This window comes from Methyloversatilis universalis FAM5 (assembly GCF_000214035.2).
GTDB lineage: Bacteria > Pseudomonadota > Gammaproteobacteria > Burkholderiales > Rhodocyclaceae > Methyloversatilis > Methyloversatilis universalis.
Map to the genome: position 1 here is coordinate 1 of NZ_AFHG01000042.1, position 13586 is coordinate 13586.

Genomic DNA, 13586 nt, shown 5'->3' on the forward strand with positions numbered 1-13586 from the left:
ACGGCTGGAACAGCGCATCGCCGCGCTGATCGGCGCCAGCGGCTGGAGTGACCCGTACCGGCGCATCCTGAAGGTCGAAGGCATCGGCGCACTCACCGCCGCAGGCCTGTGCGCCACCTTCCACCGCGCCCGCTTCAGCGGCGGCGATGCCTTCATCGCCTTCCTGGGCCTGGATGTGACCGTGCGCCAATCGGGCACCCAGCGCGGACGCGGCGCGCTCAGCAAGAAGGGGGATGCCGAGATGCGCCGTCTGCTCTATAACGCCGCCATGGCGGCCAGCCGCTCCAGCACCTGGCAACCGTTCTACCAGCGCTTGCTCCAGCGCGGATTCAGCCGCACCCAGGCGCTGGTCGCTCTGGCAAGAAAGCTCGCACGGGTCGCCTTCTCGTTGATGAAGAACGCTTCCAACTACGTTCCTAAACAACACGAAAACGCTTGCGTTGGAACATAGAATCTCCCACACACCCCGCTCAACCCTGCGCTTGAAACACCGCCCCCCGCCCCGATCTGCGAAAGATGGAATCGCTCTCCTCACTCCTTGCGCTGGGTGCGCTGCTGACGCTGCTGCTGTCAGCCGCGCTGTGGCTTATCACCACACCGCTGCGCACCGCGCTGCGCCGTCGCAGGCTGGCGAACCAGCCCTTTCCGGCGGAATGGCGCCGGCTGCTGCAGCGACGGATGCCGGCCTGGCGACGCCTGCCGCCTGACCTGCAGCGACGGCTGCGCCGCTGCATCCGCATCTTCATCGCCGAGAAGCGCTTCGTCGGCTGCGATGGCCTGGTGGTGAGCGAGGACATGAAGGTGCTGATCGCCGCCCAGGCCTGTCTGCTGGTGCTGAACCGGCCGCTGGACGACCTCGCCGACGTGCGCGAAATCCTGCTCTATCCCAGCGCGTTCGCGGTGCAGCGACGCGAAACCGACGCCAGCGGCGTCGAGCACTTCGGCCCGCGGGTGCATCTGGGCGAATCGTCGGCGCGCGGTCAGGTGGTGCTGGCCTGGGACGCGGTACTGGCCGGCGCGGCCGACCCGGACGACGGTCACAACGTGGTCATCCACGAATTCGCGCACCAGCTCGACCAGCAGAACGGCGAGGCCAACGGCGCGCCGCCGATGCGGGGTGCCGCGCGCATCGCGCGCTGGGCGGCGGTGATGGGCGCGGCCTATGCGCTGCTGAACCAGCAGGTCGCGGCCGGCGAACCGCCGTCGCTCGACCCCTACGGCACGCACAGCCCGGCCGAATTCTTCGCGGTGGCCAGCGAAAGCTTCTTCGAGCGCCCGCATGCGCTGGCACGCGAACTGCCTGAGCTGTATGACGCGCTGCGCGAGTACTACCGGGCCGATCCGGTCATCTGGCAGATGACCGCGCTGGCGTCCGCCACCACCACACGGTTGCGTCCGCCGTCCTTGGCCCGGTAGAGGGCGTGGTCGGCGGCGTCGACCAGCTGCGCCGACCGCACCGTGGCGCGGCTGCCCATCCCCGGCGCCGGGTTGAAGGTCGCCACACCCACGCTGACCGTCACCACCGGACTGACGCTGGAATCCTCGTGTGGCACCGCGCGCTCGCGCACTGCGGCGCACATGGCTTCCGCCAGCAGCTGCGCATCGTCGCCGGCGGTATCCGGCAGCAGCACCGCGAATTCCTCGCCGCCGTAGCGCGCCACCACATCGGACGCCCGTCGGGTGCAGCCGGCCAGTACCGCCGACACCGCCTTCAGACAGTGGTCACCCGCGATGTGGCCGTAGCGGTCGTTGAAGTGCTTGAAGAAATCGACGTCCAGCATCAGCAGCGAAAGCGGCAGTCCGCTGCGCTGCGCGCGCCGCCATTCGCGACCCAGCATGAGGTCGAAATGACGGCGGTTGGCGACGCCGGTCAGCCCGTCCTGGGCGCTGCGGCGCTCCAGCTCGTCGGCGCGCTGCTGCATGCGTTCGTGCGCCCGGCCGAGCAGCGCGTACAGCCGGCCGTTCTCGATCAGCAGCGCGATCAGCACAAGACTGGCCGCGATCAGCCCGTTCACCCGGCCGACATAGAAACCGAGGTCGTAGCGGGCGTTGTTGAACAGCGCCGCCATTGAAACCTCCAGCACCAGGGTGATGAGGGTCACGATGAGCCAGAGGTCGAGCGCAGCCTGCGGGCGCTTGCGCAGCAGCAGCCCCAGCGCGGCCATGTTCAGCAGCCACGGGAGCCAGATCACCCAGTGGCGGTCGCTTGCGTAGTCCTGCCTGTCCTGCATGAGCGCCGGCAGCATCGCGTCGCTGCTCAGCGCCAGCGCCAGCGCGCACGCGGACGCCAGCAGCGACACCGCGATGTGGCGGTAGATGGACGGACGCGGCCGGTCGGCGTCGGCCACCGCCTCGCGCTCACGCTGGGCCTCCCTCACGTACAGCAGCACGAACAGCGGAAAGCCGCCGTGCCACAGCTGATAGATCCAGGCCGTGGTCTGCCGCCCGGCGCCGAGCAGTCCGGACGGTGCGAACAGACCGGGAAAGGTAAACATGTGCGGCACGATGAGTACCGACACGAACAGGAAGCCGTCAGCCAGCAGCATCAGCGCGCGCGAGCGCAGCGTGTGGCCGTGGCTGTAGAGAAGTACGGCGGTGATCAGGTAGACGACGAACAGCGCCGCGTCATACATCGCCATGAAGGCCGGGTACTGGGGCAGCGGCATGCGCAGGAACGGCAGGCTGAGCGCGAACAGCAGCATCGAGAACAGCACGACGAAGCGGATCAGCCGGATTTCGCCGGGCCCGGCCGGATGCGTGGACATCAGTGCGGGAACGCGACCGCTCGCCCCCCTTCTTCTTTTGATCAACATGTCGAGTCCGCCGGTGATCCGGCGCCGCTGAACAGTGCCCGCGCATGTGTCCGCACGGGTCGCCGGCCGGCCTCGCCGCATCGGTACCGTGTCCCCGCGGTACCGTCCATCGCGCCCCGCCCTCCCGTGAGCGGACGCTCAAACCCAATCTACACCCGGGTATCGGGAAATATTCCCGACCTGGATCAAAATGTCTTACCGCAGCGCAACAGTAGAGACAAAAGCAACCATTTTTTTCAGAGTCGGCCGTCGTGCAGCGCGCTGGCGACCAGCACCGCCGGTACGCCGGCCGCGTCCAGCGCGGCCAGATCGGCGGCATCGCGCACGCCGCCGGCGGCGATGACCGACACCTGCGGCCGTAGCGCGCGCAGGCGCGCGATCAGCGCCAGATCCGGGCCTGAGTCGGCGCCGACCCGCGCCAGCTCCATTGCGATCACCCGCGCCGGCCAGCCCGTGGCGTCATGCGCCCAGGCGGGTCCGAGCGGCAGCCCGCCGCGGTGGTCCAGCGACAGCAGCGCCGGTACGCCGGTCGCGGCCAGGGTGGCCAGCGCAGCCGGCTCGGTCAGGGTTTCGCTGCCCAGTATGGGCAGGGCGCCGGTGGCCGCATGCAGCGCGCGGGCCGCGGCGGCGCCGGCGAAACCGCCATCGACCCAGAACTCGATCGCCGGATGGCGCGCGACCAGCGCGGCAATCTGCGCCCGGTGGTCGCCCAGCCCGCGTATCGCGTCGAGGTCGGCGATGTACAGATGACCGGCGCCGGTGGCCGCGATCAGCGCATCCACCACCGCTTCGGGCGCGCAGCCCTCGACCAGGCGGGAGCGCAGTGGCTGGTAAGCTTGCCGGTCGCCGCGGCGTGCGTGAACGACCTGACCTTGCATCAGATCGATCACAGGAATCAGTTCAGGCACAAGAAAATCCCATATGAATCAATGCATTTTCGTTTTCGAGTTTATCACCGGCGGCGGTCTGGCCAGTGCGCCGCTGCCGCCCTCGCTCGCACGCGAAGGGGCACTGATGCGCGACGCGCTGCTGCGCGACGCACTCGACCTGCCGGACACCACGGTACTCACGCTGCACGACACGCGGCTCGACCTGCCTGCGCATCCTGAGGCGGAACGGATTCCGGTCACCGAAGCCGCCCGTTTCGACGCCGCCTTCGATGCGGCGCTGACGCGCGCCGATGCGGTGCTGGTGGTGGCACCGGAAACCGGCGGCGTGCTGGCGGCGCTGGCCGCCCGGGTGGAAGCCGCCGGCCGCCCGCTGCTCGGCTGCGACAGCGCGACCAGCGCGCTCGCTGCATCGAAATCGCGCACCGCGCGTGCGCTGGCCCGCGCCGGCATCGCGGTGCTGCCTCACTACACCGACCCGGACACCCTGCCCGATATTCTCGGCGCCTGGGCAGTGAAGCCGGACGACGGCGCCGGCTGCGACGACCTGCAGCGCCTGCCCGACCGCGCGGCCGCCGCCGAGGCACTGCGCGCAGCACCCGGCGGTCGCGTCGCCCAGCCCTGGCTGGAAGGTGAAGCCTGCAGCATGAATCTGCTGTGCGTACGCGGGCACGCAGTGCTGCTGTCGGTGAACCGCCAGGTGCTCGCCGACAATGGCGGCCGCATCACGCTGGCCGCGCTGGCGGTCGGCGACATTCCGGCTTCGCCCGCGCACGAACGCCTCGCGGAGCGCATCGCGGCCACCCTGCCCGGCCTGCTCGGTCCGGTAGGCGTGGATTTCGTCGACACCGACGACGGCCCGGTGGTGGTGGAAATCAATCCGCGCATGAGCACCTCGGCCTGTGCGCTGCGCGACGCCACAGGCATCAATCTGATCGCGGCAACGCTGGACGCCCTGCGGCGCGGCCGCCTGCCCCAGCCCGCCACCCCGCGGCCGCAGCGCATCGTGCTGGCCCCTGCACGGGAGGCGGCATGAGCGCCGTGCGCATCGGCTGGGACATCGGCGGCGCCCATGTGAAGGCGGCGCGGGTAATCGACGGACAGGTGAGCGGCGTGGTGCAGGTGGCCTGCCCGCTGTGGCAGGGTCTGGACAGGCTGGATGCCGCCGTCGCCGAAGTGCTGTCGGTGCTGGGCGAGGCGCCGCAGCATGCGATCACCATGACCGGCGAAATGACCGACCTGTTCGCCTCGCGCGCCGACGGCGTGGCCGGCATCGCGCAGCGCATGCGCACGCGTCTGCGCGGCGACATCGCGCTGTACGCCGGCCGCGCCGGCTGGGCGGCGGTCGAGAGCGCGCACGCCCACGCAGACGACATCGCCTCGGCCAACTGGCTGGCCACCGCGGCCTGGATCGCCACCCGGCTGCCCCAGGCACTGCTGGCCGACATCGGCAGCACCACCAGCGATCTCATCGTCATCGACGGGGGCGTGGCCACCGCCAGCCGCACCGACGCCGATCGTCTGATCAGCGGCGAACTGGTCTATGCCGGCGTCGTCCGCACGCCGCTGATGGCGCTGGCTTCCGCCATCGAATTCCGCGGCCGGCGGCACCGGCTGATGGCCGAATACTTCGCCACCAGTGCCGACGTGTGGCGTCTGCTGGGCGAACTGCCGGACCATGCCGACCAGTATCCGGCGGCCGACGGTGGCGCCAAGACACCGGAAGCCTGCGCGCGCCGGCTGGCCCGCATGATAGGTCGTGACCTCGACGAAGGTTCGATGGACGACTGGCGCGCGCTCGCCGCCGCCTTTGCCAACGCCCAGCTCGGCGCGCTGGTCGATGCCTGCCGCGGCCTGCCGGGCATGCGTACGCTGGCTGCCGACGCGCCGGTCGTGTGCGCCGGCGCCGGCCGCTTCGTCGCGGCCCGCCTCGCCCGCGCGCTCGGCCGTCCGACGCTCGCGCTGGGCGAACTGCTGCGCGAACTCGCCCCCGACTGCGCGGACGACGCCACCACCTGCGCGCCGGCGGTCGCGGTCGCGCTGCTCGCGACGGACGCCGGATGACCTGGCTGCCCCGGCCTCACCGGAACCTCACGCCACGATGAGCGCACCCCGCGTCATCAAGCTCGGCGGCAGCCTGCTGAGCGATGCGCAGGACGGCCGCCTGCGCCGCTGGTGCGAGCGGCTGACCGGCGAACTGGCCGGACAGGCGGTCATCGTGCCCGGCGGCGGTCCGTATGCCGACGCGGTCCGCGCGGCGCAGGCCGACTGGGCCTTTTCGGACGATGCGGCGCATCGCATGGCGTTGCGCGCGATGGATCAGTGCGGGCTGATGCTGTGCGACCTGTATCCACGCCTCGTCGCGTGCGACGACGCGGTCGCGCTGGCCGCGCTGTGCGCCGCCGGCCGCACGCCGGTGTGGCTGCCGGCCCGCGAACTCGACCTCGATGCCACGCTGCCGCGCGACTGGACCGTCACTTCGGACAGCATCGCGGTCTGGCTGGCCGCGCGCATCGGCAGTCCGGAAGTGGAGCTGGTGAAATCCTGTGCGCTGCCGGACGCCGACCTCGCCGCACTGGCCGCGCTCGGCATCATCGACTGCCACCTGCCCACGCTCGCCGCGCGCACCGGCGTGGCGGTCCGGCTGATTCAGGCCGACGCGCTGCCGTAAGTGCAGGCGCGTTCGCGCCCCCTCGCGGCACGCCTGCCGCGCTCTGCCCGCACGTCTCTTCCGCCCGGGCGGCCTCACGTACGTCGGAAGACGGGAACATTCCGCCCGCCTGCCTGCCGCATGCTCGTGCGGTCATGAACTCCGGCACCGTGCCCGGCGGTCGCCTTGTCGTGATGGGCAGACCGCCGTTTAGACTTAATCCAAATCTGGAGAAAATAACGATCACGGCGCTGGTCAGGGCGTTGCAGAATCGGTATCGCGCGGTCGGCCGGCGCCTGCTTAATCCAGACCCGATGCCGGCACGCAGAGAATCAAAGCAGCACGCAGCGCTGTCATGGCGGGGTTTTGCTCCCCCCGCACCTGTTAAGCAGCACGAACTGCCCGCGAGCGTTTTTCCGGGCGCAGTCCAGACCCCAACCGATGCATGGCAACGGGGTCCCGAAAAACAAGGAGAGCGACATGAACACCCGAGATACGACCCCTGCGGGCCGCTGCCCCGTCATGCACGGCGGCGCTACGTCCAGCGACATCAACGTGATGTCATGGTGGCCCAAGGCCTTGAACCTGGACATCCTTCACCAGCACGATCGCAAGACCAACCCGATGGGCGAAGGCTTCGAGTACCGGGAAGAGGTGAAGAAGCTCGACTTCGACGCGCTGCGCAAGGACGTGACCGCGCTGATGACCGACAGCCAGGACTGGTGGCCGGCCGACTGGGGTCACTACGGCGGGCTGATGATACGGATGGCCTGGCATGCCGCCGGCACCTACCGCGTGGCGGACGGCCGGGGCGGTGGCGGCACCGGCAACCAGCGCTTCGCGCCGCTCAACTCGTGGCCGGACAACGGCAACCTGGACAAGGCCCGCCGTCTGCTGTGGCCGATCAAGAAAAAGTACGGCAACAAGCTGTCCTGGGCCGATCTCATCCTGTACGCCGGCACGGTGGCCTATGAGTCCATGGGTCTGAAGACCTACGGCTTCGCCTTTGGCCGCGAAGACATCTGGCATCCGGAAAAGGACATCTACTGGGGCTCGGAAAAGGAGTGGCTGGCCAAGACCGACAACCCGCACAGCCGCTACTCCGGCGAGCGCGACCTCGATAATCCGCTGGCCGCGGTCATGATGGGTCTCATCTACGTGAACCCGGAAGGCGTGGACGGCCAGCCCGACCCGCTGAAGACCGCCCACGACGTGCGTGTCACCTTTGCCCGCATGGCGATGGACGACGAGGAAACCGTGGCGCTTACCGCCGGCGGCCACACCGTGGGCAAGGCGCACGGCAATGGCGACGCCGCCCTGCTCGGCCCGTCGCCCGAAGGCGCACCGATCGAGGAACAGGGCTTCGGCTGGATGAACCACAGCACCCGCGGCGTCGGCAACCAGGCGGTCACCAGCGGCCTCGAAGGCGCCTGGACCACCCACCCTACGAAGTGGGACGACGGCTACTTCAAGCTGCTGCTCGGCTATGACTGGGAACTGAAGAAGAGCCCGGCCGGCGCCTGGCAGTGGGAGCCGGTGGGCATCCGCGAAGAAGACAAGCCGGTCGACGCCGAGAATCCGTCGGTGCGCCACAACCCCATCATGACCGACGCCGACATGGCGATGAAGATGGATCCGGCCTACCGGAAGATTTCCGAGCGCTTCCACGCCGACCCGGCCTATTTCAGCGAAGTGTTCGCCCGCGCCTGGTTCAAGCTCACCCACCGCGACATGGGGCCGAAGACGCGCTACATCGGGCCGCAAGTGCCGGCCGAAGAGCTGACCTGGCAGGACCCGGTGCCGGCCGGCCGCACCGGCTACGACGTGGCCGCGGTCAAGGCGAAGATCGCCGCCGCCAGCCTGAGCGTCGGCGACATGGTCGCCACCGCCTGGGACAGCGCCCGCACCTTCCGCGCCTCCGACTTCCGCGGCGGCGCCAACGGCGCGCGCATCCGCCTCGCGCCGCAAAAGGACTGGGCCGCCAACGAACCGGAACGGCTGGCGAAAATGCTGGCGGTGTATGAGCGCATCGCCGCGGAAACCGGCGCCAGCGTGGCCGATGTCATCGTGCTGGCCGGCAATGTCGGTATCGAACAGGCGATCAGGGCCGCCGGCTTCAGCGTCGAGGTGCCTTTCGCCCCCGGCCGCGGCGACGCCACCCAGGCGCAGACCGACGTCGACTCGTTCGAGGTGCTGGAACCGGCGGCCGACGGCTACCGCAACTGGCAGCCGCGCGACTACGTGGTCACGCCGGAAGAACTGCTGCTCGACCGTACCCAGCTCATGGGCCTCACCGCCCCTGAAATGACCGTGCTGATCGGCGGCCTTCGGGTGCTCGGCGCCAACCACGGCGGCAGCCGGCACGGCGTATTCACCGACCGCGTCGGCGCACTCACGAACGACTTCTTCGTGAACCTCACCGACATGGCCAACAGCTGGAAGCCGACCGGCAGCAATACGTACGAAATCCGCTGCCGCAAGACCGGCCAGGTGAAATGGACCGCCACCCGGGTCGATCTGGTGTTCGGCTCGAACTCCATCCTGCGTGCCTACGCCGAGGTCTATGCCCAGGACGACAACCGGGAAAAGTTCGTCCGCGACTTTGTCGCCGCCTGGACCAAGGTGATGAACGCCGACCGCTACGATCTCAACTGAGGCTGGTCCGCCGCGCGAGAGCGCGGTGTGCGCTCAAGGCCCGCTCCCGCATCCGCGGGGCGGGCCTTTTCTTTCAACCCCACACGGTCCCGGTGGGAGCGGCGCCTTCGCCGCGATGGAAAACGAACCGGCTACCGTCTTGTAGTGTTCTGCCGACCATCACAAGGAGGATCTGTAAGGCTGATGGAATAATCAGTTTGGGGAGAAAAACGGCTTGGTAGCAGGTTGAACCCATCACCAACCGCGTAGTTTTCCGTCTGTCAGACGAAGTCCGACAGACTTCGGACCAAGGTGTGCAGCAATTGTGGCCAGGAGAGGGAAGTGAACGAAGGAGGGATTGTTGAGGTTCGGCAGGAGCGCAACTACGCACCGCACAAGAATTTAATGATCATCGCACGCGATTCTGAGCAAGCCTGCCGACCGGATCCTCAGGGAAATCCTTCACCTGCGTGGCAGTCGCACGCCGCGGTCGCGATGACGTTCACTGCGCTCGCGCTTGAGGGGCTTGCGAATACTCTTGGGGTCGCTCTGTGTCCTACCTGGATCGACACGTACGAGCGAAAGCCACTCGACGACAAGTTCAAGGCGATCAGGCGGTTGCTCGGGATCAATATCGACTGGAACAAACACCCTTGGAGCAGCCTGACGAATCTCATTGAATTTCGGCATGCCATGGTGCATCCGAAGCATGAGCTTGTGGTCGAAGGGCCATTTACGGCTGCGGCGGAGCATCTTCCGGAATTCCTAGATTTTCCGCTCTCATCCGTGGAGCGGGCGATGACGCCGGAAAACGCGCTTCTTGCAATCAGGACCTTCGACGATATTTTTGATGTTCTCTATCAGGCAACGCCTGAGCACACCCGGCTCGCTGCGTTCCACGACAACACGCGAAGTTCGAGGAAACTTTTGCGCTCCTGACTGCCGCTCCCTCTGGCCCTCCACGCTGGCATCAGTAATAGTCGTCCTCCCGCTGATGCCTGACCGCCAGCACGGTGACGGTTTCGTCGTTCTCGATTTCGTACAGCGCGACATACCCACTTGCTCCGAACGGAATGACGATTTCGCGGATGAAGGGGTTGCCGGGCACCGCCTTGCGAAAGCTGAAGGGCATGAACTCAAGGCTGCGGAGGGCCTTGCGTATCGCGTCCAGCGCGCGCTCCGCCAGTAAGAAATCGGCCGGGTCCCGCTCCAGCAGAAACTGAAACAGCCGGACCAGATCCGCTTCCGCTTCTTCGGTAAAGCGGAGGCGGTAAGTCATCTGCCCGCTTTCGCTTCGGCGAGCATCCTGTCCAGACGCGCCACGACGTCGTCGGCCTGCGTGTAGCGTCCGGTTTCGCGTGCGCGGTCGCGCGAGGCGAGGCCACAGGCGAGAAATTCGGTCTGCATCTGACGCCGAGCGATACTTTCGCGGATCGACGCCTCGACAAAGCTGGAGAGGGTTTCTCCCTCCTGCAGCACTTTTTCGGCCGCTTCTCTCAATTCAGGCTCGACGCGCAGTGACGGAATGGTGGCGGTTTTCATCGGAAGCCTCTTTGCATTGCAGTTGCGATGCAATTGTGGATCATGTTCCGGAGCGAGGCAACGCGACCAGGCGTAAGTGCCGATTAAGGCTGGATGCGAACCGGTCCTGTGGGGGCGGCGCTCATTCGCACACCATCGCCCATTCACGGCTGCAATCGCGGCGAGGCGCCGCGCCTGCGGAACCCGCCCTGACCTCGACCAGTGGCACGACGGACCGGCGACGTGCTGCGCCTAAGGTGTTCCGACAGCTCGGCTTCAGGGTGGCGCATCCACCGTGAATGCCACGCTGTGATGCCGTCCGCCCTCGTCCATCACGGTCAGCCGGTGCGCCCCGGATTCGGTCAGCAGCAGCTTGCCGCCGGCATCCGGCGTGACCCGCCGGCCATCGAGCAGCCAGTACACCGGCCCCTGCGCGCCGCGTACGGCGAGTTGCAGCGACACGTGGCGCTGATGCGGGGCCGGGCGCAGGCGGCTGGCGTCGTTCAGGCCGACGATGCGCAGCGTGGCAGCCGGGGCGCCGCCAGCGGGGGCGCAGCCGGGCTGCCAGTCGGGTACGCGCTGGTCGGCGGGCAGCCAGCCGGCCAGCCAGGGCTGCAGCAGCGTGGGCCAGCGGGCGGTGTCACGCGGCTGGCCGTGGCCGCAGCCGGGCACGGTGCGCAGGCCGGAGGCCGGATCGATCCAGACCGTCTGGCGCAGGCTGCTGCCGTCGATGCGGTCCGGACGGGTGGGCGGGACCGCACCGGTCAGTGACCAGGCGCTGCGGCGGCGGTGGCACAGCGGCGCGGGCGTGTCGGCGGCGGCGGTGCCGAGCGGCCAGCAGATATCCACCGGCTGCACCGTGGCCGGCCGCTCGCGCGAAGGAACGACCTCGTGCGGCAGCGCGGCCGCGATGTCCTTCAGCAAGGGGGCTGCGACATTGGCACCGAAGAAGCCTGGATTGGGCGTGCCGTCCGGCCGGCCCAGCCACACGCCGAGCGCGTAGCGGCCGGACACACCGACCGCCCAGGCGTCGCGGAAGCCGAAGCTGGTGCCGGTTTTCCACGCCAGCGGCGCGGCGCCGCCCCCCTCGACGAAAGGTCGGTCCGGATGGCCGCCGCCCTCGAGGATGTCGCGCACGATCCAGGCCGCGCCCTCGCTCATCAGTCGCGCTTCCTCGATGGGCGCGTCCGGCGTGAGCCGCGGCTTGCCGGCCACACCGCCGGCGGCGAGCGCGCGGTAGCCGCCGACCAGTTCTTCCAGCGTGACGCCGGCACCGCCGAGGATGAGGCTGAGGTTGGGCTGTTCGCCGGTGGCGATGCGCGGCTTGATGCCGCCCTCGGTGAGCCGGGCGGCGAAGCGCGCCGGGCCGATCTGGTCCAGCAGATCGACCGCCGGCACATTGAGCGATCGCTGCAGCGCTTCGGACACGCTGACCGGCCCGGAAAAGTCCGCCTGGAAGTTGCCCGGCTGGTAGCCGCCGAAGGCCTGCGGCGCGTCGATCAGCAGGCTTTCGGAATGGATGAGGCCGTCATCCAGCGCCATCGCGTACAGAAAGGGCTTGAGCGCCGAGCCGGGCGAACGCACGCCGCGCACCATGTCGACATGGGCACCGCGCGCGTTGTCGGCGAAGTCGGCCGAGCCGGCGTAGGCGCGCACTTCCAGCGTGGCGGCGTCCACCACCAGTGCCGCGATCGACACCCGCGGCGGCAGCACGCTGGCGCGGTCGGCCAGCAGGCGCTCGACCGTGGCCTGCAGTTCGCGGTCCAGCGTGCTGGCCACGCGGGTGAGGCCGGCGCTGCCGGCGCGTCGCGCCTGTCCGCGCAGACGTTCGGCGGCCAGCGGTGCCAGCCAGGCGCCCTGCAGGCGCTGCGCGATCACCGGTTCGATGCGCGCATCGGCCACCACCTCCGGCGACCAGACGCCAAAGCGTTCCAGCCGCGCCAGCACCCGGTCGCGCGCGGCCTGGGCCGCCTGCGGTGCGCGGTCCGGCCGCAGCCGGCTGGGCGCGCGCGGCAGCGTGGCGAGCAGCGCCGCTTCGGCGTGGCTGAGCTCACGCGACGGCTTGCCGAGATACGCCCGGCTGGCCATTTCGACGCCCTCGACGATGCCGCCCATCGGCGCATGGTTCAGATAGAGGGTGAGGATGTCGTCCTTGGACAGCCGCCATTCCAGCTGCAGTGCGCGCACGATCTGGCGCAGCTTGCCGCGCGGCGTGCGCGGCACCGGTTCGAGGATGCGTGCCACCTGCATGGTGAGCGTCGAGCCACCGGACACGATGCGGCCGGTGCTCGCCCACTGCCACGCAGCGCGCGCGAGCGAAGCCGGATTGACGCCCGGATGCCAGCGGAAGCCGCGGTCCTCGTAACCCAGCAGCGCCTCGATGTAGCGCGGCGACACTTCGGCCGGCGTGACCGGATAGCGCCAGGCGCCATCGCTGCCCGGCCAGGCGCGCAGCGGGCTGCCGTCGCGCGCGAGCACGATGAAGCCATCGTTGCCCGATGGCAGCGGCGGCGGAAACAGGCGGTCCAGCGCCCACAGCAGCGCACACAGTGCGAACAGCAGCGACCAGCGGGGATGACGGCGGATGAAGGCGCCGGCAGCGGCCCGGCTCATGCCGGATCGGTGGCCGGCGGCGGGTCGGACACGATGCCCGGATGCTCGGCCGCCCAGCGCGCCAGCGTGGCACGGGCACGGTCGAATTCGTCATCCTCGATCAGCAGCGCCACCGCCCCGCCCTGGCGCACCTCGGCCGGCGCCGGCACCAGCTGCACATGCAGGCCGTCCAGTGCCAGGATGTCGCGCAGCATGCGTCCATCGAGACTGTTGGCGATCAGGGTGAGGAGGCGCATCGGCTCAGGAACGCGAGGAAAGGAGAGTGAGAAAAGGAACGAGGAAAGCAAAGCGCCCGCATGTTACCGCTGTCGGCGCGGGCCCGCCCGGCGCTGCCGTGCAGATTGACAGCCGTACGGGCGATGCCGACACTGCCCTTCGCCCGCGACGCCCACCGAAACTGCCTCTGGCTGCGACCGATGAACCGCCTCCGCCCCCTCGCCCGCCGCCGTCCGGTGCGGCGCCCGCGTT

General features: G+C 69.0%; 13 protein-coding genes. 7 read left to right on the forward strand and 6 right to left on the reverse strand.

Translation table 11 applies throughout. The annotated features are described in order from the left end of the window. The coding region (locus tag METUNV1_RS07185) for an IS110 family transposase (RefSeq protein ID WP_043359330.1) at nt 1-451 on the forward strand (451 nt) is incomplete at its 5' end. Between the two features lie 65 nt (nt 452-516). Continuing rightward, nucleotides 517-1416 carry a M90 family metallopeptidase gene (locus METUNV1_RS07190; RefSeq protein ID WP_008060334.1) on the forward strand — a complete coding sequence of 300 codons (900 nt, stop codon included), beginning with the start codon at nt 517-519 and terminating at the stop codon, nt 1414-1416. On the opposite strand, the gene METUNV1_RS07195 is transcribed toward METUNV1_RS07190, so the two are convergent. Together METUNV1_RS07195 and METUNV1_RS07200 are read right to left on the reverse strand one after the other, a co-directional pair. After that, nucleotides 1329-2765, reverse strand: coding sequence for a sensor domain-containing diguanylate cyclase (locus METUNV1_RS07195; protein ID WP_008060335.1), 1437 nt, complete (start codon nt 2763-2765; stop codon nt 1329-1331). The genes METUNV1_RS07190 and METUNV1_RS07195 overlap by 88 nt on opposite strands. Nucleotides 2766-3049: 284 nt before the next feature. Next, nucleotides 3050-3721 carry a HisA/HisF-related TIM barrel protein gene (locus METUNV1_RS07200; RefSeq protein WP_081471338.1) on the reverse strand — a complete coding sequence of 224 codons (672 nt, stop codon included), beginning with the start codon at nt 3719-3721 and terminating at the stop codon, nt 3050-3052. 13 nt (nt 3722-3734) lie between these two features. Between METUNV1_RS07200 and METUNV1_RS07205 the strand changes: the two genes are divergently transcribed. The 5 genes from METUNV1_RS07205 (at nt 3735) to METUNV1_RS07225 (ending at nt 9923) form a co-directional block, all read left to right on the forward strand. Continuing rightward, entirely contained in the window at nt 3735-4736 is a 1002-nt protein-coding gene (locus tag METUNV1_RS07205) for an ATP-grasp domain-containing protein (RefSeq protein WP_008060337.1), read from the forward strand. Then, nucleotides 4733-5764, forward strand: coding sequence for a hydantoinase/oxoprolinase family protein (locus METUNV1_RS07210; protein WP_008060345.1), 1032 nt, complete (start codon nt 4733-4735; stop codon nt 5762-5764). Before METUNV1_RS07205 ends, METUNV1_RS07210 begins: the two co-directional genes overlap by 4 nt. 37 nt (nt 5765-5801) lie before the next feature. Further along, on the forward strand, nt 5802-6371 hold the full coding sequence (locus METUNV1_RS07215; RefSeq protein WP_008060346.1) for an amino acid kinase family protein: 570 nt from the start codon (nt 5802-5804) through the stop codon (nt 6369-6371). Between the two features lie 459 nt (nt 6372-6830). Continuing rightward, nucleotides 6831-9005: a catalase/peroxidase HPI gene (gene katG / locus METUNV1_RS07220; RefSeq protein WP_008060348.1), complete on the forward strand. Its 2175-nt coding sequence runs from the start codon at nt 6831-6833 to the stop codon at nt 9003-9005. Between the two features lie 321 nt (nt 9006-9326). Next, nucleotides 9327-9923: a hypothetical protein gene (locus METUNV1_RS07225; RefSeq protein ID WP_139026317.1), complete on the forward strand. Its 597-nt coding sequence runs from the start codon at nt 9327-9329 to the stop codon at nt 9921-9923. A gap of 31 nt (nt 9924-9954) precedes the next feature. Here the strand turns inward: METUNV1_RS07225 and METUNV1_RS07230 are convergent, their stop codons facing one another. The 4 genes from METUNV1_RS07230 to METUNV1_RS07245 form a co-directional block, all read right to left on the reverse strand. Continuing rightward, nucleotides 9955-10263, reverse strand: coding sequence for a type II toxin-antitoxin system RelE/ParE family toxin (locus tag METUNV1_RS07230; protein ID WP_008060354.1), 309 nt, complete (start codon nt 10261-10263; stop codon nt 9955-9957). Next, complete coding sequence (locus tag METUNV1_RS07235; RefSeq protein WP_008060356.1) at nt 10260-10526, reverse strand: YlcI/YnfO family protein; 267 nt, start codon at nt 10524-10526, stop codon at nt 10260-10262. Before METUNV1_RS07235 ends, METUNV1_RS07230 begins: the two co-directional genes overlap by 4 nt. A gap of 255 nt (nt 10527-10781) precedes the next feature. Continuing rightward, a complete protein-coding gene (pbpC, locus tag METUNV1_RS07240; protein WP_008060361.1) occupies nt 10782-13118 on the reverse strand; it encodes a penicillin-binding protein 1C in 2337 nt (778 codons plus the stop codon). Further along, the gene (locus METUNV1_RS07245) at nt 13115-13354 is read right to left on the reverse strand and encodes a hypothetical protein (RefSeq protein ID WP_008060363.1); all 240 of its coding nucleotides are present in this window, start codon (nt 13352-13354) and stop codon (nt 13115-13117) included. Before METUNV1_RS07245 ends, pbpC begins: the two co-directional genes overlap by 4 nt. Nucleotides 13355-13586: the final 232 nt, after the last annotated feature.

Bases quoted from the DNA above. Each gene is read 5' to 3' on its own strand.
- METUNV1_RS07190 (WP_008060334.1), top strand. From the start codon at position 517: ATGGAATCGCTCTCCTCACTCCTTGCGCTGGGTGCGCTGCTGACGCTG.
- METUNV1_RS07195 (WP_008060335.1), bottom strand. From the start codon at position 2,765: ATGTCCACGCATCCGGCCGGGCCCGGCGAAATCCGGCTGATCCGCTTC.
- METUNV1_RS07205 (WP_008060337.1), top strand. From the start codon at position 3,735: ATGAATCAATGCATTTTCGTTTTCGAGTTTATCACCGGCGGCGGTCTG.
- METUNV1_RS07210 (WP_008060345.1), top strand. From the start codon at position 4,733: ATGAGCGCCGTGCGCATCGGCTGGGACATCGGCGGCGCCCATGTGAAG.
- METUNV1_RS07215 (WP_008060346.1), top strand. From the start codon at position 5,802: ATGAGCGCACCCCGCGTCATCAAGCTCGGCGGCAGCCTGCTGAGCGAT.
- katG (WP_008060348.1), top strand. From the start codon at position 6,831: ATGAACACCCGAGATACGACCCCTGCGGGCCGCTGCCCCGTCATGCAC.
- METUNV1_RS07230 (WP_008060354.1), bottom strand. From the start codon at position 10,263: ATGACTTACCGCCTCCGCTTTACCGAAGAAGCGGAAGCGGATCTGGTC.
- METUNV1_RS07235 (WP_008060356.1), bottom strand. From the start codon at position 10,526: ATGAAAACCGCCACCATTCCGTCACTGCGCGTCGAGCCTGAATTGAGA.
- pbpC (WP_008060361.1), bottom strand. From the start codon at position 13,118: ATGAGCCGGGCCGCTGCCGGCGCCTTCATCCGCCGTCATCCCCGCTGG.
- METUNV1_RS07245 (WP_008060363.1), bottom strand. From the start codon at position 13,354: ATGCGCCTCCTCACCCTGATCGCCAACAGTCTCGATGGACGCATGCTG.